General features: G+C 54.5%; 18 protein-coding genes. 7 read left to right on the top strand and 11 right to left on the bottom strand.

Annotation, left to right across the window (positions count from 1 at the left end; translation table 11 throughout):
* Window positions 1-180: 180 nt before the first annotated feature.
* The gene (locus ABD971_RS21775) at window positions 181-630 is read right to left on the bottom strand and encodes an SRPBCC family protein (protein WP_345325521.1); all 450 of its coding nucleotides are present in this window, start codon (window positions 628-630) and stop codon (window positions 181-183) included.
* Window positions 631-1,365: 735 nt separating this feature from the next.
* On the opposite strand from ABD971_RS21775, the gene ABD971_RS21770 reads away from it, so the two are divergent.
* Entirely contained in the window at window positions 1,366-1,632 is a 267-nt protein-coding gene (locus tag ABD971_RS21770; protein WP_345325519.1) for a ribbon-helix-helix domain-containing protein, read from the top strand.
* A complete protein-coding gene (locus tag ABD971_RS21765; protein WP_345325517.1) occupies window positions 1,629-1,913 on the top strand; it encodes a type II toxin-antitoxin system RelE/ParE family toxin in 285 nt (94 codons plus the stop codon). Before ABD971_RS21770 ends, ABD971_RS21765 begins: the two co-directional genes overlap by 4 nt.
* A gap of 499 nt (window positions 1,914-2,412) precedes the next feature.
* On the opposite strand, the gene ABD971_RS21760 is transcribed toward ABD971_RS21765, so the two are convergent.
* Window positions 2,413-2,673: a hypothetical protein gene (locus ABD971_RS21760; protein WP_345325515.1), complete on the bottom strand. Its 261-nt coding sequence runs from the start codon at window positions 2,671-2,673 to the stop codon at window positions 2,413-2,415.
* Window positions 2,674-3,369: 696 nt separating this feature from the next.
* Here ABD971_RS21760 and ABD971_RS21755 point away from each other — a divergent pair.
* The gene (locus ABD971_RS21755) at window positions 3,370-3,612 is read left to right on the top strand and encodes a ribbon-helix-helix domain-containing protein (protein ID WP_345325513.1); all 243 of its coding nucleotides are present in this window, start codon (window positions 3,370-3,372) and stop codon (window positions 3,610-3,612) included.
* Entirely contained in the window at window positions 3,612-3,899 is a 288-nt protein-coding gene (locus tag ABD971_RS21750) for a type II toxin-antitoxin system RelE/ParE family toxin (protein WP_345325512.1), read from the top strand. Before ABD971_RS21755 ends, ABD971_RS21750 begins: the two co-directional genes overlap by 1 nt.
* Window positions 3,900-4,152: 253 nt before the next feature.
* On the opposite strand, the gene ABD971_RS21745 is transcribed toward ABD971_RS21750, so the two are convergent.
* The 5 genes from ABD971_RS21745 to ABD971_RS21725 form a co-directional block, all read right to left on the bottom strand.
* The gene (locus ABD971_RS21745) at window positions 4,153-4,506 is read right to left on the bottom strand and encodes a hypothetical protein (RefSeq protein WP_345325510.1); all 354 of its coding nucleotides are present in this window, start codon (window positions 4,504-4,506) and stop codon (window positions 4,153-4,155) included.
* A 485-nt stretch (window positions 4,507-4,991) separates the two neighbouring features.
* Entirely contained in the window at window positions 4,992-8,270 is a 3,279-nt protein-coding gene (locus ABD971_RS21740) for a PVC-type heme-binding CxxCH protein (protein ID WP_345325508.1), read from the bottom strand.
* A gap of 170 nt (window positions 8,271-8,440) precedes the next feature.
* Window positions 8,441-9,433, bottom strand: a complete 993-nt coding sequence (locus tag ABD971_RS21735; protein ID WP_345325506.1) for a ThuA domain-containing protein — start codon at window positions 9,431-9,433, stop codon at window positions 8,441-8,443.
* 253 nt (window positions 9,434-9,686) lie between these two features.
* Entirely contained in the window at window positions 9,687-10,976 is a 1,290-nt protein-coding gene (locus ABD971_RS21730; RefSeq protein ID WP_345325504.1) for a YiiX/YebB-like N1pC/P60 family cysteine hydrolase, read from the bottom strand.
* Window positions 10,977-11,012: 36 nt separating this feature from the next.
* Complete coding sequence (locus tag ABD971_RS21725; protein ID WP_339937836.1) at window positions 11,013-12,851, bottom strand: c-type cytochrome; 1,839 nt, start codon at window positions 12,849-12,851, stop codon at window positions 11,013-11,015.
* A 696-nt stretch (window positions 12,852-13,547) separates the two neighbouring features.
* On the opposite strand from ABD971_RS21725, the gene ABD971_RS21720 reads away from it, so the two are divergent.
* Complete coding sequence (locus ABD971_RS21720) at window positions 13,548-14,129, top strand: hypothetical protein (protein WP_339937838.1); 582 nt, start codon at window positions 13,548-13,550, stop codon at window positions 14,127-14,129.
* A 239-nt stretch (window positions 14,130-14,368) separates the two neighbouring features.
* Here the strand turns inward: ABD971_RS21720 and ABD971_RS21715 are convergent, their stop codons facing one another.
* The 4 genes from ABD971_RS21715 to ruvB all read right to left on the bottom strand — a co-directional run bounded on the left by ABD971_RS21715 (window position 14,369) and on the right by ruvB (window position 18,329).
* The gene (locus ABD971_RS21715) at window positions 14,369-15,253 is read right to left on the bottom strand and encodes an Rpn family recombination-promoting nuclease/putative transposase (protein ID WP_345325501.1); all 885 of its coding nucleotides are present in this window, start codon (window positions 15,251-15,253) and stop codon (window positions 14,369-14,371) included.
* A 177-nt stretch (window positions 15,254-15,430) separates the two neighbouring features.
* Window positions 15,431-16,036 carry a phosphoesterase gene (locus ABD971_RS21710; protein WP_339937841.1) on the bottom strand — a complete coding sequence of 202 codons (606 nt, stop codon included), beginning with the start codon at window positions 16,034-16,036 and terminating at the stop codon, window positions 15,431-15,433.
* Between the two features lie 86 nt (window positions 16,037-16,122).
* The gene (gene queA / locus ABD971_RS21705) at window positions 16,123-17,199 is read right to left on the bottom strand and encodes a tRNA preQ1(34) S-adenosylmethionine ribosyltransferase-isomerase QueA (RefSeq protein ID WP_339937843.1); all 1,077 of its coding nucleotides are present in this window, start codon (window positions 17,197-17,199) and stop codon (window positions 16,123-16,125) included.
* 158 nt (window positions 17,200-17,357) lie between these two features.
* On the bottom strand, window positions 17,358-18,329 hold the full coding sequence (ruvB, locus tag ABD971_RS21700; RefSeq protein WP_339938112.1) for a Holliday junction branch migration DNA helicase RuvB: 972 nt from the start codon (window positions 18,327-18,329) through the stop codon (window positions 17,358-17,360).
* A 143-nt stretch (window positions 18,330-18,472) separates the two neighbouring features.
* On the opposite strand from ruvB, the gene bioA reads away from it, so the two are divergent.
* Window positions 18,473-19,909, top strand: a complete 1,437-nt coding sequence (bioA, locus tag ABD971_RS21695) for an adenosylmethionine--8-amino-7-oxononanoate transaminase (RefSeq protein WP_345325498.1) — start codon at window positions 18,473-18,475, stop codon at window positions 19,907-19,909.
* Window positions 19,910-19,996: 87 nt separating this feature from the next.
* The gene (locus tag ABD971_RS21690; RefSeq protein ID WP_339937847.1) at window positions 19,997-20,587 is read left to right on the top strand and encodes a sigma-70 family RNA polymerase sigma factor; all 591 of its coding nucleotides are present in this window, start codon (window positions 19,997-19,999) and stop codon (window positions 20,585-20,587) included.
* The last annotated feature ends 10 nt before the right edge of the window (window positions 20,588-20,597 follow it).

Raw genomic sequence — 20,597 nt, 5'->3', positions numbered from 1 at the left:
CTGAACGCCTCTTCGATTTCCATCATCCGTTCGACGACGTCAAGGCCATCGCCAAACAGCCAAAACGTTCGCGGCTTTGCACCCGAGGTACACCCAACCGAAGCGATTGAACCTTGTCCACCGAACGTTTCGCCAGCGACGACGGCCGCGAACTTGCGTAAAGACCATATCGTCCGTCCCTTACTCCAGATAGGATTTTAGAGCAGTGAGCCGTTTCCGGGTTTCACGTCTAATAACGAAGTCAACGATCGGTTCGATGATGAAGGTGAGAACTCGGGGTCTTGCCTCAAAGTAGTAGCGATACGTCACACGGACCACAGCGTTTTCAATCTGCTTCTGGCGAATTGGCGCGGCGAACTTGCGAAGGAAGAAGGGGCCGCGCTTCATTGAGACAGCAGCGACGGATGGGCGCAAAAAAGATACGTATTCGGTATCCATAGCAAGCCCACCGACGGCATTGCGCGCAACGCACCGAGAAACGACGCCAACGCCTGCCGTTGTCGCCCCGTTCAAAAGAGTTGCCTCGCAGAGAAACGGGTCCCACTCAAGGCGACAAGAATAGTCGTGGATCAAGTCGAATATCACCGCAGAGTCGGCACCAATGTTAATTTCTACAGATGTTGCAGGCATTAAGATGCCTCCGCATGACAAACGGCAAAGACTCAAAGTTGTTAACCGCTGGTTTGCACCACGAGTTTTTCGGTCGACGCCGCCCCTGATCGATGCGAAAGACGTTGGCCAGTTAAACGATTATACAACGAGAGACTGCCTGGAATGAAGAACGAAAGGCATTTGCGATATGGATGCCGAAACTCAGCGACCACACATTGTTGCGAGAACCACGCTGCCCTAGGAATCTCCCCTTTCCACCAAGAACCGGTCGAATCCCGCCGCGATTACCTGTTGCCTTGTCGGCAGGTAGGAATCAATGACTTTGTCCGAGAGGTAGTAGAAATCGGCGAATGGGACAGAGCACTCAGGGCATGCGACGCGTTCGTTGACAGAGGAAAGGTAGCTTGATTCGCGACGAGACAGATCGCGTAGATCAACGTACCGCGTCGAACATTCGTAGCATTCTATCCAGATGTAGCCGCACGAGGGGCAACGCAAGAAGACAAGGTCTTCATCATCGCAGCAATGAAAATGCGAGTAATCTACGTCAAGGTCAGTGAGCAATTCGGGATTCTGCGGCTTGATGCTGCTCACTCTTGGGCCACCAACGAAGGATTTTCACGACATCGTCACCACCGAAGCGAAGATTTCCTAAAGCGGTTTTGATCGTATAATGAGAGCGAGATCAGCACTACACTAAAGGTGTGCCCGCAGGGCCGCAGCGTAAAAACCATGTTGGTCGACCGTCTCGTCATGTTTCAAGCATCCATCCGAGTGAGCAAAATGGACATCCAGTTACCACAAGATCAACGGTCAGCCATTGAGGCATTGGTCAACACCGGCAGGTTTGGTTCGGTCCAAGAGGCCGTATCTGAAGGAATACGCCTGTTGGTCTCGAATGAAAAGCTAAAAGAAGCAGTGCAAGTCGGAATCGACCAAGCGGACAAAGGAGAGTTGCACGATCACGACACAGTGTTCGCGCAATTGAGGGCGATGGCGGCAGAAGCAACCAACGGATGAAGAAGCCTCATTATTCAACCGCTGCACGTCAAGATCTGGTCGGCATTCTGCAATACATCGCGTGCGACAAGCCCGGTGCACCCGTGGCTTGGGTCGAAAAGGTTGAAGCCAAGTGCCTGCTTCTGGCGTCGCAACCAGATATCGGTGAATTGCGATCGCAATTGGGAACCGATGTGAGGTGCAACTTCGTCGGGCGTTACGTGATCTTCCATCGCAAGCATGGCGACACAGTAGAAATTCTACGCGTCATTCCTGGTGATCGTAACATCACGAAGCTCTGAGGTTGTCTAACGGAGTTATGTACGACTTGGCGTCGTACTTTATGGGGAGGAGCCTCCACGCTGGAGACTCGCTTCTAATTGCCCCGATTCTATTCCATTGTTGCTGGTTAGGTACTATGGGGTTGCTAATCAGTTCAGTGTGTAGGAATTGACCTTGCGAATCATCGCTTGATTGATCCATCAAGCAAAGGTGAATTTACAGGAAGATGAGGGACAGGAAAATGGTCAGGCCCCAAATGCAGCATCATCATTTTTCTGTCATCCATTTTCCTGTATTCTCCCGACCGTGTGATAATGCAATACTCGGCGAAACATTTAAGCGGAGTACTGCGATGCATCGAGCTGCACTCCCCGCTAGCGTTTCGTAGTGTCATACGACGTCGCGTTGACGATCCAGCCGCCTCCCGCCACGAAGCGGCTCGCCTTGAACATGAGTTTTGGATCAGCCTCGTCCCTCGCTGACCCCAAACCCTAAGAAGTTGGCCGACCGGACCACACGCTATGCAGTACGTATGTCACGAACCGCAAGTCGTCCGTATTCCGGGCATGAGTCAACGAAAAATGAGTATTCAACGCCATCCTTAACGCACGTGCATTCTGGTGCATCGCCCGCACTGATTGCCTGATGCAACGCCCAATGCGAGCCAGAGCGATACGGCATGTAAGACACGACGCCGTCACTGGCTGGAAGCGTTTCAGGATCAAGCACACCGACCGGCCCACCGTCGTAGACAAAATCAATACCGTGTGAAGATTCCATCAAGTAGGTCGTACAACGGAGTTATGTACGACTCGGCGTCGTACTTTATGGGGAGGAGCCTCCACGCTGGAGACTCGCTTCTAATTGCCCCGATTCTATTCCATTGTTGCTGGTTAGGTACTGTGGGTTGCTAATCAGTTCAGTGTGTAGGAATTGACCTTGCGAAGCATCGCTTGATTGATCCATCAAGCAAAGGTGAATTTACAGGAAGATGAGGGACAGAAAAATGGTCAGACCCCAAATGCAAAATCATCATTTTCCTGTCACCCATTTTCCTGTTTTCTTCTGAATGCCGCACTCCATCCATGGCAATGCGATGCATCGAACTGCACTCCCACTAGCGTTTCGTAATGCCATACGACGTCGCTTTAACAATCCAACCACCTCGCGCCGCGATGCGGCTTGCCTTGAACATTGGCTTTGGGATCAGGCTTGCCCCTCGCTGACCCCAAGCCGTAAGAAGTTGTGCGTCCGTCAGGAAGTGGTGATAGGACGAACAAACCGATGGGCATAGGTGACACAACGGAAGGTTTTTACGACACCGCCGCAACCGAAGCGAAGATGTTCTGAATCTGATTTGATTGTATAATGGAGCCGCGGCCAAAACCACGCCGAAGATGTCCCCGAAGGGGCCTTGCGTAAAAACCATGCTCTACGACCAACATCGCTGCCAAGCCAGTCAAAATTGAGATAGTCATGACAACAGAGATCCCAAGCGATTTAGTCCCCTTTGTTCAACGAATGGTCTCCGAAAAGAGATTCCTGAACGAATCCGATGTACTTGCGGAAGGGTTGCGTTTGTTGCAGGCAAGGGAAACGCTTCACGCTGAAGTACGAAAGGGATTCGATCAGTTGGACGCCGGGAAAGGTATTCCGGCCGAAGATGTCTACCGACGTGCGGAAGAGCGTATTCGAGAAATTGAGAATGGTAAAGGCTAATGGCGAACGTCATCTATGCACCGGAGGCGGACGACGACTTATTCGGCATTGTTGAATCTATTGCGAGGGACAAGCCGGAGGCGGCACGTGAATGGTTACGCAAGATTCGGGAGACGTGCGAAACGATTGCGCCCCAGCCTGAAATGGGCGAATTGCGGCCAGGATTTGGAGTGCCAGGTGCCCGTTCATTCAGCGTCGGCAATTACGTGATTTTCTTCCGCGCGACCGAACGTGGCATCGAGGTGTCTCGCGTCATTCACGGCAGTCGTGACATGCGAAACATATAGATCGTAGAACGGAGTTATGTACGACTCGGTGCCGTACTTGATGGGGAGGAGACTCCACGCTGGAGTCTCGTTTTTGATTACCTTGATTTTAATCCATTTTTGATGACGAGGTACTGCTGGTTGCTGCAAATTGCGTTCGGCTTATCAAATGGATTTCCAGTTCCCCGTTGCCCTCGTTGCGAAACCGCAGCCAGCTTGTCTGCGATCACGACGGTCTTTTCCAGAGCTTGCCGTTGCAACAATCAGCAACCGCTTACTTCGGTGGCGAGCGTTGAGGGAGCTTCAAGAACCGACCGGTGATCTGTATTTGTAGCATTGTGAAAAATTCCGCGGTGGCAAACCGCTCTTGCTGTTCTCTTGTGAGCCAGCGAAGTGAGTCGCTCCACTGCTCCTCAGGCGGAATCGATAGCGTCACAAATCCTGGTCGCTTCATCGTCGCGGTGATGCCCGTAAAGTAAATTGGACGATCCCCGTTCTGCACGGCGATCGTGACCCGGCTCGACAACAATTCGCCTGCCAAATCGTACTCGGGCTTGAAATGCTGAGTCGCGGCGAACATTGGCGGTGTGCCAGTCACTTTCTCGCGAAAGGAACGGACGCAAAGCACTTTTGGCGGCCGAATGTGGGACAGCCGAATCGCCGCTCTGTATTTATTCGTCGGTCACCCCATTCGTCTGTCAAAAATCAATCGTCGCTGCCTATGTCCCTCGCATACTCGCGAGTTCTACGGCGGGCTGCCGATGAAGCGGTTTGTATGCGGGTGAATGACCGCCAACGGCTTGGAAAGCCGAGCGACTATGGGCTACGCAAATCTTGTTTTGATTCTTAGTTGCGATGGCGACGCCCACAAATCATGTTCGCTGCTGTCGTCGCTATCGCGACTGAAAAGGTGGGCGAGGACAAGGACAGACGAATCGCCGCTCTGAATTTATTCGTCTGTCCCCTTTTTCGTCTGTTAGCAATCAATCGTCGCTGGCTATGTCTCTCGCATACTCGCGAGTTCTACGGCGGAGTGCCGATGAAGCGGTTTGCATTCGGGTGAATGAACGCAATCGGCTTGGAAAGCCGAGCGACTATGGGCTGACGCTGGCGTTACTTTTTTGTTAGCGTTAGGGTGTACTCGACGAGGTTGACCAGCTGATCGGCGGTCATCAATCGTTGCAGATCTTGTGGCATCAACGACTTGGATTGCTTTTGAAAGATTTCAATTTCATCCTTGCTGACCGTTTGATCGATTCCCTCGGCATTGCGAAGCGTAACGGATTCCGCGGTATCGCTGACCAGCAAGCCAGTGATCGCCGAACCATCGTCAGTGAGCACGCTGTAAGTTTCGAAGTTGTGACTGACCGCCGCGCTGGGGTCCAGAATCGAAACGTACATCGCTTCTCGCGATAACTTGCTGCCGATCTCGGACAAATCCGGCCCAACTTCTTTTCCTTCACCGTGCACTTTGTGACAGTTGATGCACGTCCCTGTTTTTCGGAACACCTCGGCACCGGCGGTTACGTTACCTCGTCGCTTCACGAGCGTTACCAGCGGCGGCAACGGCTGGCTGTCGGCGGTCGCAGGAAGCTCGAGGTATTTCGCCGCTTCGTTGCGAATCGCTGCCTCTGCGGTCGATAACAGCACGTTCGCGGCAGCAAATTTTAAGTCATCTGGCAATTTGCGAGTGACGACCAAATCGAGCAGTTTTTTGCGACCATTGGGACGTCGCGAGATCCCCTCGAGCGCCGCGACACGCACTTCGTTCGGCAAACCATCCGTAGTAACCAGCGGCAACAATAACGACACGGTTTGATTGCGTCCCGCATGCCCCACTAACGTTACTGCCGCAACACGCCGCTTGATGTCATCGCTTTGCATTGCATCGAGCAGCAACGATTGACGATCCATCGAAAACAAGATCTCCGCGGCACGAACGCCGCTTGTTTGGTCATGATGTGCGAGACTGAACTGCGCCAATTCCGCAGCCATCTCGGTTAACTTCAATCGCTCAAGCAAGTTAAAATACGAATCCGTTCCTGGCTGGGCTCGCAAGTAACGCAGCACCGCTGCTTTGGCGGGCCCGGAGGATTGGATGTCAAAATTCTGAAGTCGCAATATCGCTTCGACGATCACCGCGTCGTTGCGGCCTACTGCCGAGCCGGAAGCATCCGCAGTTGACTCAACCAAGCTCTTTAGCGCGGTCTCTTTCTCTGCTCCGTCATGGAAATCCATGGCGCGAAGGTAACGTGCTTGGTCTGCTTCGCTTGTCGCTGGATCTTGCAACAGTTTCGCCAAATAGGCGGGTGCCAATGGGGATCGACTTCGCCAAACGATGTCACGTCCCGCTGGCGAATTCCAATGCTCGCCCACCTTTTCGAGCCAAGCGGCGAAACAGGCGTCCGCGTCGGTGTCGGATGCCAAACCAAGCGCCTCGAGGTACCAGCGGTCCTGGCCGTCGTATTGCAGTGCCAGCTCGGCCCACCAATTTGCCTTTTGAGCCGAATCGGTATGGCGAAGCGCGACCAATAATTCACGACGCACTTGGGGCGATTCGTCCTTGATCAATGGTTGAACATAGTGGCTAACATCGAGATTCAATTGACGCGCCAAGCGTACGCCGACGATGCGAATGTTGGGATCATCGTCGGCGATCGCTGCGGAAACGGTTTTCTTACCACGCCCCTCGATCTTGCCCAGCAACCAAAACGCTCGGGCGCGATAAATCGGATTTCCCGACGACGCCAGCTTCGCGAGCGCCGCTTCGGCATCCGCTCCTCGCTTGTGCAGCGATTGCCAAGCCATCGCGCGAACCGCGTAGTTCGGGTTCTTGAGCCCTTCGATGGCCCCGTCGACGCTAGTGAAATCAAACTTTGGCGTTTGGTATTTGCCGTTGTGGTCACTCGGCACGATTCGGAACAAGCGACCTCGATCGAGATCCCCCATCCCGTGTCCACCGACGCCAGGGTCGTACCAATCGGCAATCACCAACGATCCATCGGGAGCCACCTTTACATCGGACGGGCGAAACCATTTGTCGCGAGTACCGGTCAAGACATCACGGATTTCGGCACGATAACCAGCACCGTCATTTTCCAGTAGGTAACCGCGACAGACATTGGGTCCCGCATCACAGTGAATCAGATCGCCGCGAAACATCGGCAACAAATCGCCTTCGTAAACGGTGATCCCGGTCGGCGATCCCGCTCCGGTCAACAGCAGATTGGGAACGACGCCTGGGTCGTTTAAGTGCCAATGTTGTTCGGGAATCGCGGTGCTCATTCCCGTGCGAGGCGAGCGCCATCCAGCCCCTGTCTTTTCGTCTTTGTAACCGTAGTTCCCAAATTCCATCACATAATTGATTCGCACGCCTTTATTGCCATCGTCATCGTTATCGGATTGCCAAATGGATCCGTACGAGTCGACGGTGACCATCCAGTTGTTACGAAAGTTCCAGCCGAGCGTTTCAAATTCGCTGCCATCAAGATTGCAGCGGAACACCATTCCCTCTTGATAGGGTTGCCGTTTCGCGGCGACTTCGTTTCCAGCCGCATCAATGATCGGATTGCCGTCTTTGTCTTTGATTTGGTTTCCGGCATTCCCAAAGTTGAAATACAACTTTCCATCGGGTCCAAATGTAAACGCGTGGATTCCATGGTCGTGCTGGGTTCCAGAAATGCCGCTGAACAAGACCTGTTTGTCGTCCGGTTTGTCGTCACCGTCCGAATCGGTAAACAGCAGAACTTTGTCGCCCGCCGACACAATGACTTTATCGCCGAGCACACAGACGCCGTGGGGCGAATCGATATCGGTGCCTTGGTAGAACACCGTTTCGGTATCGGCCTGCCCATCGCCATCGGAATCTTCAAGAATCAAGATCCGGTCTCCTTCGGCACGTTTCCCTTGGTGACGACGGTAGTTGACGATTTCACAAACCCAGACGCGGCCGCGATGATCAATGTCAATGTTCGATGGGCTTAGCAGTTGCGGTTCGGCCGCGAACAACATCGCCGCCAAACCATCGCCGACGTCTAAACCGTCCAGGGCATCGGCCACCTCATGCGATCCTGCCGCGTCATTACGCCCCTTGGTCGGCAGTGCCGGCTTGGCGGTGTAGACGAGAAATTCGACTTCCGCAGCGTCACCACCGCTTTGATCAGTTCCACCGTTATCGAGCCCACCGCTGGCAACGAAGCGGTCGTAGCCCTCGGGCAGATCAAACGCGATCAGCGAATTTGCGTGCGTTCCGATCCCAAAAGCGACCGCATTGCCCGCGATCTTTAGTGGTCCGCCGCCTGCGTTTTTATTGACGCGGACCTTGCCCCATTGAGCCGACGCGTCTTTCCACTGCAGCTCGGTTAATTTCTTTTCTCCCTTGGGTCCGACCAAGCGGGGTTCGGCCCAATCCGCCCAATCACAAGAGAATCCGTTTCCGGCATCAGTGACGACAAGGTACAACTGTTTCGCGTCACCAAGAGGGACGTCGATAGCAACGGCATGTCCCGGAGTCTGTTTCGAGACTGGTGGGCTCTTGAAGATCGGTTTTACAGAACGGCTTGCTACCGATTTGGCTTGCGATCGCTTGATCGCGGTCCGCCCGACTGGCCTGTCAGACTTTTTTTTTTAGTCTTAGCGTCAGCCTTCGCGGCCGGCTTTGGCTCGTCTTGGTTCGCTTCGAGTTCGTCTTGCGACGGGTTACCGGTCGTGACACCGCTCTCGGGCACTTCGCCGTGTGCGGTCCAGACGATCGCATTGAGCATCACTTTGCGAAAGTTCTCGTCGCCCCAATTCCAGTGAAAATGGCCCCCGGTAAAACCGAACCCGCGACCGCCTCCGTCACGTTCGGCAGCCCACGCCATGTGCTGGACTTCCTTGTTGGCAATCGCTTTGCGAACTGCGGGATTACCACTGTGTGGTCCGTCGGGGCGGCGGAGGGTGTCTTCGGGCGGCAGTGCCGACAAGATCGGTGTGACGCCTTTCATTTCGTCGCGAAATCGCATGTGATAGTACCACTCGTCATTGATCGCAAACGGCTTCACACCACGGCTGATCGGATGATCCGGAAACGTTTCGTACTTGGCGACCCAGTGCGGATTGACTGACCAACCGGCTTCAAAATAGCCACCGATCCAATCCAAGAACGCGTTGCCGGTTTTGCCTGCAGGCGTCTCGACGCCGTAGTGAACACAAACGAGGCCTACCCCTTTTTTCATCAGCGGATCAAGCTCGTCGACGTGCGGGTTCAACAGATGACGTCCGCCACCGTCACAATAGACAACGATGCTGTCGGCCCCCTCGAGTGCCTTGACGCCTTCGCTGGGCCATCCATGCTTGATGACTTCGACATCAAAATTTGGCATCGCCTCTTTGAGCGTATTGGCCAGCAGCAAACACCCCGCGTAGTGCTCGTGCGCGCCATAGCCATGGCTGGGTGGCCCCGAAATGAAGACCACTTTTTTTCGATCTGACGAGTTCGCGTTGGATTCAGCGCGAACTTGGCTCATCGGGAGCAGCAAGCTGGTCAAGAAACAGATCAGGCTCAGCATTCGCATCAGAAGTACCTATCAGAGGGAGAGAGAGTCAGAGCACGCGGGAAGGGAAAAACGCGGCGTGAACCTGCTTGAAATTCGTCGGCCACTTGTCGGCCCCAAGGAATTGGAGTGCCCTAAGGATGTCGGGCGTTGGCAAGATCGGTCACATACCGGGCGAAAGGCGGGGAACAGCACGCCTAGAAAGAGTAATCGATCGGAAATCGCCGGTCAACTTTCTCACAATAGAGATCCGCCAACAAGGCAATCATTGCCGTTATTTTACCATCGTCTTTCGCAGTATTTCACACATCGCTTCATCGCCCTGCAGCTGGTTGCCGTGACTTGGGCAATACACCGCCACGGGGTGAAAGTGCTTCCGCTGGACCGCAAGGTTCAAGAGATCTTCGGCCGAGAGCGTTTGCCGCCCTGCTCGTTTGGTCAGAGTGAACACGATATCGCCCACCCCTTCGAGGGCTCGATACACGACTTCGGTGCAAACCAGACGGTCCGAGCGGGTAAAGTCGAAATCAAAATCGTAAGGTTTGCCCACGTGGGTCTTCGCTCGATCGATCCCTTTTGTGATGACCGCTGGATCGAGCTGAGGGCGAATGACCGCAACCGCATCATTGCCAAACGGCGAAATCATCGATCGCACCCGCACGCCGTCTTTGAGCGACTCGATCACCTGTTCTTCACCGATATAGAACGCGGCGTGTGGCCAATATCCCGGCAGAAAATAATTGGTCAGTGCGGTGTCTTTGCGAGTGACGAAGATGTCGCCCGGACGCAGCAAAGTCGACAACTCGGCCGCGATCGAAGCTGGCAATTGAGGAATGTGACTTGGGTTCGTGCTAATCGCACTGACGGCGAGCGATCCCCACTGCTGCACGGTGTAAATCAGTTGTTGCAGGCTACCTGCCAGAATACGCTGACGGAAATCGCGACGACGCTCGGCGATCCGCGAGCGAATGTATTGCCTGGGCCCAACTTGCACTCGCTGCAATCGGGTGTCAATCACGCTTTGAACTTCTTGTAGCACCGGGTTGCCGGCAGCCGTCTCGGCAAGCGAGTCATGATGGTCGGTATAAAAATGGTTCGCTCGGTTCAGTTGCGTCGCATTGGATGGCGACGTCAACGTCAACTGAATCGCGTCAAAGCTGCCAGCGGAGATCCCGTAGCAATCAAACGACTCGTTTAATTTGCGTCGCACGAGTGCGTTGTTCGAAAAAAGATCTCGCAAACACCGAGCAGCATCCACTAGCACGACGGCTGCGGCATAGGCACACAAAAATTCGGCTGGGTGATCCTCGACGTCTCTGCCAACCGATTGGCGAGTCGAGTGAATCAATTCCAGCAGCGCGTTGCGAGCCTTATGATAAGACACCCACAGGTGCGTTACCTGGTCATCTTCGCTGGGCGTGAAATAGCCGCGATCAAGCGTCGCACAAGTCTGTTGAAATTGGACCGCTTCGCCTCGCAACCGGTTCATATGCTGCGACAAATGAACGACGGTTTGGCAAGCGGCTTGGAGATCGGAATCGGCCTGGAGATCGAAATGTTGCATCCTGGCATTTTAGCCGATCCGCGAGACACAATTCCATCACAACGTCTTCAAATACTCGATTAAATCGGCCGCCTCTTGTTCAGTCAGCTCCGCTTCGCCGTTGACCTTTTCGGGGCTGTGCAGATCGGTGATGACCCGCTCGAGCGTTTTGGCTCTGCCGCTATGTAACCAGCGTACTTTTCGGTAGGTCCCTCGCAGCGATGGCGTGTTGTATCCCTCGTAAAAGTCGTGTTTGGAATTGAGGCCGACATCGTGAATTTCGTTGTCCGTTAGCTCGGGACCACGATGACAATCGGCGCAAGCCGCTTTGGAGCTGAAAAAGACTTGGCGTCCGCGAGCGGCCGATTCCGACAATTCGCCATTGAGACCCAAGTACGGATTGGGAGGCAATTCGAGCGAGGCTAGATACGCTCGCACGGCCTTGGTCTCACTTGCCGCCGGAGGTTTGCCGATCATCGTTGACGTGAAAGACTTGGCAATTGAATCATCCAAGCTCTGCTGCCACCCATGCCACGTGTATGGTTTTGTATCCTCGACGCCAAACAGTGGCAACACGGTTTTGACCGTCAATTCGGTACCATCATTCATGGTGTCCATCGGCAGCGCATTGGAACCGCCCTGTTGGTGACACGAATGACAGCTATACCATTGATCCAGACTGCGCGTTGCATCATGAAAGATCGCCATTCCTTGGCGAGCGAGTGACATCGAATCGGAGCCTCCTAAATCGATTTCATGCAGCAATTTCCGTTCAACCAAATCAACCACTTGCACCGAATTGTTCAAGTAGTTGGCAATGTAGGCAGTGCGGTCATCACCTGCAATTTGAATCCCCAATGGACGTCCCCCGAGCGGAATTCGATCGAACCGCTTTCGATCATATTGCAACTCGCGTTCAATCAAATCGCCCGGTCCTCCGGCACCAATAAAGGGCAGATCAGGAAGTCGGTAGAACAGCAATTCGTGGGTGCCGCCTGCAGTGACGACCATCTGTTTTTCATCGGACGTGATCGCAATTCCATACGGGTCGCCAATTGCTAATTCAGGCACGTCCAACGAAATCGCCTCGCGGTACGCGGGACCATCCAGCCGAACTCGCCCAACCCGACTGGCCAACACCCAGCCTCGTTTGATGTTGCCGATGGTGATCGGATTCGAGCGATAGACCATCCAGGGAAAATAGACTTGGCTGCCATCACGCGACGCAACCATATGTCCGAGATTGATACCGCCAACGAGAGGCTCGTCATACAGCAGTTCGAACGACGCGGTATCGACGACGGCGATCTTGCCTTCGCCGCTACAGCCCACTGCCAAACGTTTTCCATCAGGCGAAATCGTCAGGTTCTTTGGCCAATGTCCGACATCCAATCGACGCGAAATTTTGTTTTCCTCCAAGTCGACCTCGACCACCTCACCCGATGCGACCAAACCGACGTAGGCACGCATTGCGTCGGGCGACAACGCGACCCCCGATGGTTCGAAACCAAGTTGGATACGCGACACTTCCTTTATTTCTGGCGTCGCAGCGGCGTTTTTATCTTGCGACGACGAGGTTGTGGGACGACTTGATTCCCGAGTGTCCAGCGGACGGGGATTAGATTCCAAACGATAGAGCACTAATTCGCCAGACCATGCACAGGTAACGACAAAACGGTCTCCGGAGTTGGCAAAAACGATGTCGGTGGGATGGTCACCGCAAACCACTTCGTCCACCACCGTACGGGACTCGGTCGACACCAACGAGATCGAGTCAGAGGTTTGATTGGATGTCACGATCCATTGACCCGCTGGCCACGTTCCCGCCGGATTGATCGCCAGATCGACGGGCGAGCGGTCAAGGTCAGGATCGATAATCGCATTTCTCGAGGTCAATCGAGCCAAATCCCGCGATTTCGTGAGGGTCGCGGGTGGGTCAGCCCTGACGGAGAACGTCGCACCGCACCACAACACCAGGAGCAAGCCGACTCGAAACCGCAAATCCATGGACTTTGCCTTGGGTTCTGAAAAACGGACAATGGGGAACGACGCCCCACGCTGGATGCCGTCTTTTGCTGAGGTTATTGCCACTGCTAAATCCTAATTTTGCTGAATTGGCGCTAAATCGGTTCGCCCATCTTATCCACTCTGTAAAGCCTGGATGAGTCCAGAAACATCCTTCTCTACCCTGCATTCTGGGGGAACGACTTGCCGGATGTCCACTATAAATGTTCAAAGGATCGGCATTCCCAACACCCCCGATGGTCTTTTCCGTCCGCTATAATACCGCCTCGTCAGCAATTCGGGTGATGCGTGAACTGTTGCCTAAGCAGAGTCCAAGTCGTAGCATGCGAGAGCCATCTCCCTATCCAACCATGCGAAACACACCTCGGCGCACTTGTCCCTAATGGCAAATTTAGATGACAAACCCAAAAATTGGTGGCGGATGATTACGCTTAATCGTCATTGCAGTGGACAGTAGCACGCGATGACACCAATTTTCAGACAATTCAATCTGCGGAAGATTCGAAACTGTTGAAACCATGCCGAGTGAGCATGGCGACAATGCCCCCCTTTTGATGAGGATATAGAATGAAGAACTTTTTAGTACTCGGTTTGGCGTTGGCTCTCGTTTCCGCGACCACCGCATCGGCTGAAAAGCCAGCCAAGAAAGGTGGAATGAAGAGCGGTTTGCAACCGGGTGAAAACGTAGGTGCGTTCTACGTCACCAAATGTGCAGGCGCAGAAGACGACGGTGTCGCCGAAGGCAAAAACTTGTGCTACCGTTGCCGCAATGGCTCGAAGCCTCAAGTCATGGTGTTCACTCGCAGCGACGACCCGAAGGTTGCCGAATTGGTGAAGAAGCTTGACGAAGCAGTGGCATCGAACGAAGAATCCAAACTTCGCGTTTTCGTTAACGTTTTGAACGAAGACAAAGACGATGCATCGGATATCGCCAAGAAGTTTGTTTCGACGACCAGCGTTAAGAACATTCCTTTTGTCGTTCCTAACGAAAACGCAAACGGTCCAGACAACTACGGCATCAACCCTAAAGCCGACGTCACCATCGTGATGGCAAACGAGGGCAATGTGAAAGCGAATTACGCCGTCGCCAACGCTAAGAAGCTAAACGTCGACGCCGTTATCGCCGACCTTAACAAGATTCTTGAATAAGAATTTTTGGGCTAGGTAGAAACGAAAAACAAAACGACGACGGTGAATGCCGTCGTCGTTTTTTTTGTGGAGAGAGCGGTACGGCGAGTAAATTCTCTTCACTCGAGTTAGGACGTTCGGAACAACAAATGGCGGGCGGTAGCGGACGAGGCTACGAGTCCTGCAGCTTCATTGAGCCAAAAAGGACTCGTTGCCTCGTCCACTACGGAAGTCGCCGCCAGTTATTCTTCCGACAGTCCTTACGCATCACGATCGCGAAGTCGCCGCTGAAGTACGGCGACGGCTGCCGTAAGCTCGGCAATGTCTTGAGTCTCTAGGACCGCCATCTCAGTGACCGATTCGCCGAGCAGTTCTTGCAGTAGTTGGATCCGGCCGGCCAAGTTTCCCCGTCGGATTCCCTCTTCGAGCCCTTGATTCTTAGCGTAGCGCAGGCGAGCCTCTTCATCTCGTTGCATTTTCAAACGAGCTTCGTACAGGTCTCGTTCTTCGGGGCTTCTCGCAATCATTTCCAATACTCCCACGGCTTCGACGAACGTCGGATCATCTAGTCGCTTGGCGACCTCATCAGCTGTCAAATTCTCTACCTGACGAAAGAAAAACATCCATTCTTCGATCGGATCGGTGATTTTCTTATTATCACTTGGCAAGGCGTACTTCGGCAACTCCAACAGGTGGATTTGCAGATGGTTGGTCAGCAACGCTTCGCCACAACGCAAGCGAAAATCGTGATGAATTTCAGGCGTATGAGCAATCATAACGTCATTGAGCACGCAAGTTCCGATCGCTGGGCACAGTTCATGATAACTATCACCTTGACCAATTTGACCGACAAACAGCGAAGATGCATAGAAAGCCAATCGCTCGGGAAGTTCCGTCGAGAGCGCCGTTTGCATTTCGATATTGAACAATTGCCCCCTCTCGTCGCGAGCGAGAATATCCAGGATCGAGAGTTTGTCGCCCTCGAAGTCCTTCTCAAGGAACGGATTCAGAACATCCACTTCCGTGATCAGCGGATCTCCCCCGAGAATCGCATTTAGGAAGTGCAGCGTGACAGCGGGATGCTCTGGGCTTCCCAGAAGCTTTTTGAAAGCAAAGTCAACGGTTGGATCGATGCCAATAGCCAAAGCGATGTTCCACCGGAAAGAGAGCGGGGATGCGCGGCGACGTATTGCAGTAGGTTAACGGAAATAGAGCTCGCCGTCACTTATTTGCTGGCGGACACGCTGCTAGCTCTCGCATTTCCGCCACCGAGGACAGTTAGGCGATAAATTGAATTGCGTTTTCCGCGACACGCCAATTGTCTAGTAGAGAGCTTTGATCGCTAATTGGCTCCACGTTTCCAATTGCTCGATATCCGCTTTCAGCTCTTCGATGCTGACGAAACCGCCTTCGGCCAGATCCGCCTCGTTGCTTTGCACTTCGGGCGATTCCAAAACAAATCGATGAACGACTCCCAAGTGGACCATGCCCACTTCGTTGGAAGGATCGTAGATCAAACCTTCTTGCGTTTCCTGGTAGTGAGAGCGAAGTTGGATTTCTTCTTCGATTTCACGGTGCATCCCGGTCGTGTACGGATTGGCTCCGTCGGCGGCATCTTCACGGCTGATATGGCCGCCGATTCCAACGCTGCGTTTGGCATGCAAGCGTTTCTCTCCGCCACCACCGCCACGCGTGTACGTGAACAATTTCTTCGTCCCATCGCTCTCGGTCCATTCCAGCAACACATACGGAATCAACTGCTTGAAGCTGGGGTCGGTTTCCATTGGCGTACGCGGTTGGAACGACAACTGGTCACTGGCAAGAATGGGCAGCAAGAATCGATCGACATCCGATTCAAAACCATCGATCACGCCGATTGCGTCAATCACTGACTCGGGGATCACTAGGATGTGTTCTTCAGTAGACATAAATAACGGGTCGCAATAAGCGGATAAGAGTAAGTCGTGGCAGAGCGACAATGAACGTCGCTCACAGCGTTTGGACAATCAGCGGTCTAGACGATCAACATGGCGTCGCCGTAGCTGAAGAAGCGATATTCATTTTCGATGGCGTTTTGATACGCCTCCATAATCAATTCGCGTCCTGCAAACGCACTGACCAAAACAAGCAGACTGCTGCGAGGCAGATGAAAATTGGTCATCAACGCATCGACGACTTTGAATTGATACGGCGGCTTGATGAACAGGTCTGTCGCGCCGGTCCACGGCTCGAGTTTTCCTTCGGCGTTCTGGGCGGCACTCTCGAGCACACGGACGCTGGTCGTACCGACAGCGATACAGCGACCATGGGCGCGGCGGGCCCGAATCGTCTCGGCTGTGGCGGCATCGATTTGGCCCCACTCGCTGTGCATCGTATGCTCGTCAAGCCGTTCGACTGCGATCGGACGAAACGTGCCAATCCCGACATGCAGCGTGACTTCTTGAATGTCGGTGCCGCCGGTGCGGATGTAATCGAGCAGCTTGTCGGTAAAGTGCAAACCGGCTGTCGGGGCAGCCACACTGCCGCGATGCTCGGCAAAAACCGTTTGATAATTTTTCACATCGGCATCGACCATCTGGCCGTCACGGATATAGGGGGGCAGTGGGATCCGGCCATAGCGTTCGAGCCAATCGGCGGGTTCGCGAGGCCATTCGGATTCGTCTCGGCCGGGCAATCGCGGCGTCACCAACAAGTGCCCATCGTCGGTTCGCGAAACGACCACCAATTGCATGCTGGGGCGGCCCTCGCGGTCCTTGATCGTGATCGCTTCGCCGGGCCGCAGCGTGCCACGCGTTTTGGTCAGCACCTCCCAAACCCCGGTCGCTGCATCGGCACGCAAAAACAGCCCCTGCCACTGGCCGCTCGTTTCGGCGCGATAACCCACCAATTTCGCGGGAATGACACGCGTGTTGTTGAGCACCAACGTGTCGTCGGCCTTCAGCAGCTCGGGCAGATCGCGGACGTAGTGGTGGTCAATCGTGCCCGCTTTGCGATCCACCAGCATCAATCGAGCATCGCTGCGAGTCGCCAATGGTTCTTGGGCAATTCTTTCGCGAGGCAGGTCGTAATCGTATTGTTCTATATCGCTCATCGCGGACAGTGTAGTTTTACGCACGCGAGCGCGGCAGCCCCCAAGTGATTTTGGAAAAAGGGGGGGGATGTCGAAAGTCTTGGCGGCTTCCGCTACGGAAAGCTTGGGTGGCTGACGAAACTTTTGGCGAGTTTCGCTACGGGAACAATCCCAGAATGCTAGGCGCTGGCGTCAGGCTTTTTGACCTTCATATGCTCGAACGCTTTATGAGTCGCCATCCGGCCGCGACGTGTTCGCACAATCATCTCGGTGCGGAGCAAGAACGGCTCGACTTCGTCCTCGAGCGTGTCGCTGCTGACGTTCATCGTGTGGGCAATGGCTTCGAGGCCTGCCGGGCCTCCCAAAAAGACCCGCATTAACGTATCGAGGTAACCGCGATCCTGTTTATCCAGCCCCAAGGTATCGATCCCGATCATATCGAGCGCCGCTGCGGTGACCGTGGCGTCGACTTTTCCATTTGCCTTACTTTGCGCGTAATCACGCACCCACAGCAAGCGATTGTTCGCCAGCCGCGGCGTACTGCGACTGCGGCCGGCGATCACGCCAGCGGAACCATCGTCGATGGCGATTTTCAGTTTTTTCGAATTGCGTTGTACGATTTCGCAGAGCTCGGCTTGATTGTACCAACCGAGATGCTCGCGAATTTGAAAACGGTCTCGCAGCGGAGCACTCAGCATCCCCGCTCGCGTCGTTGCTCCGATCAAGGTGAACGGCCGCAATTCGTAATTCAACGTCCTTGCGCTAACCCCTTCGCCTAGAATGATGTCGATGCGAAAATCTTCCATCGCCGTGTACAAATACTCTTCGACCGATTTGGGGATGCGGTGAATTTCATCGATAAACAGCACGGCGCCTTCGGAAAGATTCGTCAAATAGGGCAGCAAATCTTTGGGGGCTCGCAGCCCCGCACCATTGGCCATTTCCACCGACGTCCCCATCTCGGCGGGGATCACGGTAGCGAACGTCGTTTTGCCAAGTCCCGGCGGTCCATCAAACAAGATATGGCCGAGCGGCTCGCCGCGTCCCTGAGCCGCATCGATCGCGATCTTCAGCCGTTCGATGACGTCCTGCTGGCCAACCATTTCGTCCATACGCCGAGGGCGCAGCGAATTGTCCTGCTCTTTCGGCATCAACGCTTCGGTTTCGGACTCGGGTTCGGTTTGTTGGTAGACTGCTTCTCTGGCCATGCATTACACTCCCTTGGTTGACTTAGCCCTCCTACTTTAACGATTTCCCGTGGTTTGGCGTACCGCAAATTCTCTCGACTCTCGCGATGACTTCACGAATTACTGATAAACCACTGCAATTACACAGCAACGCACCGCTCACGCTCGAAAAAAACAGCGTTCCCGCCCCCCCCGAAAGCCAAAGTTTTCATTGGCACGGGTTCACACAGATGGCCGATTTTCAGAACATCGTCATCGAGCGTGCCGAGGGCTGCTGGCTAACCACGACCTCTGGAAAACGACTTTTTGACGGCGTCGCAAGCCTGTGGTGCAACGTCCATGGCCATCGCAATCCGAAAATGGATGCGGCGATCCGCACCCAACTCGACCGCGTCAGCCATATCACCACGCTGGGCATGTCGGCGGATATCACCGACCAATTGGCCGAGCGATTGGCCGAAGTCACCCCCGGCGATTTGAAGCACGTTTTCTTTAGCAGTGATGGGTCCTCCGCCGTCGAGGCCGCGCTGAAGATGGCGCTGCAGTACTGGCATCTAAAAAAACAGACGACGCCGAACTCGAGTCCAACTTCGACCACCAAAACTCGCTATCTGGCACTCTCGTCGGCCTACCATGGCGACACCACCGGTGCGGTTTCACTGGGTGGAATCAAGTACTTTCACCAATTATTTGCCCCGATCGTTTTCACCCCAGTTCGCGGGCCATTGCCGTGCAGCTATCGGTTGCCCGATGGCGTCCACTCCGACAACGCCTGTGATTACTATGCCAACGAAATTGAATCGCTACTCAAGCAACACCACGCCGAGCTTGCCGCCGTCGTGATGGAACCGCTGGTCCAGGGTGCGGCGGGTATGATCACGCACCCGACTGGCTTGCTGGCCCGCATCCGTGAATTGTGCGACCAATACAACGTCTTGCTGATCGTGGACGAAGTCGCCACCGGATTCGGCCGCACCGGACGCATGTTTGCTTGCGATCACGAGGGCGTCACGCCGGATATTCTGTGCATGGGCAAAGGAATCACCGGAGGCTACTTGCCGATGGCGGCGACGATCGCACGGCCTGCTGTGTTTGAGGCGTTTTTAGGAAAATCATCCGAGCGAAAACAGTTCTATCACGGCCACACTTTCGGCGGGAATCCACTTGCCGCCGCGGCCGCAGTGGCGTCGTTGGACCTGTTCCGCGACACGAACTTGACCGACACGATTGACGCCAAAAGCCAGTTTCTACGTGAGTGCCTCGCTCCGATCGCAAACCATACCCATGTCGGTGACATGCGAGGCCGCGGTTTGATGGTAGGGATCGAATTGGTGGCCGATCGCGAAAGCAAAACGCCGTTTGACAGCGACCAACTCATCGGACGAAAAGTTTGTGAGCGTGCGACTGAACTCGGAGCCTGGATACGACCGCTCGGGGATGTCATCGTGCTGATGCCGCCGTTGGTCGCATCGAACGAGGAACTGCGTTTCCTGGCAGAGACTGTCACTCAAGCGATCGAAGAAGTATTGGCAGATATCGACTAAAATGGGGGGCGGCTCAAACGCGAATTGCCTGCGAGCCATTTCACCTGTCACGGATGCTTGCCACGCCCTCGAGAACAAGACACAGCGATGTCAAACACATCGGACTCGGAAGACCAAACGCCCATCGACACGTCGGATCCGGCAATCGTCGCTCGCTATGAACCGTATCTTCGCATGCTTGCGAAAGTGCAGATGCGGCGGGCACTGCAGGCCAAAATTGGAGAATCGGACATCGTCCAGCAAACGATGCTGCAAGCGGTCCAAGCGATTGATCAATTCCGAGGCACAGGCGACGCCGAATTCCGCGGCTGGTTGCGACAAATCCTTGCCCGCCACCTGTGTCATCTCGATCGTGATTTTCGCCGAGACAAGCGGGACGTTCGCCGCGAACAATCGATGCAGCAACAATTGGCAAAGTCCTCGATGCGGCTCGAGGGTTTGTTGGCGGGTGACGGTCCCACGCCCAGCCAGAATGTGGCGTTGGGCGAAAACGTGGTGCGAATCGCCTTGGCAATCGAGCAGTTGCCCGAGGCGCAGCGCGAAGCGATCCGGTTGCACTACATCGAGGGCATGAAGTTGAGCGAAGTGGCCGCAGCGTTGGACAAGTCCAGCGGCGCGATTGCGGGACTGCTGCACCGCGGAATGAAGACGCTGCGTGAACAACTCGGTGAGGCGTAAACCTGCTCGA

Source organism: Novipirellula rosea (assembly GCF_039541335.1).
GTDB lineage: Bacteria > Planctomycetota > Planctomycetia > Pirellulales > Pirellulaceae > Novipirellula > Novipirellula rosea.
This window is presented reverse-complemented; position numbering and strand designations above follow the sequence as displayed.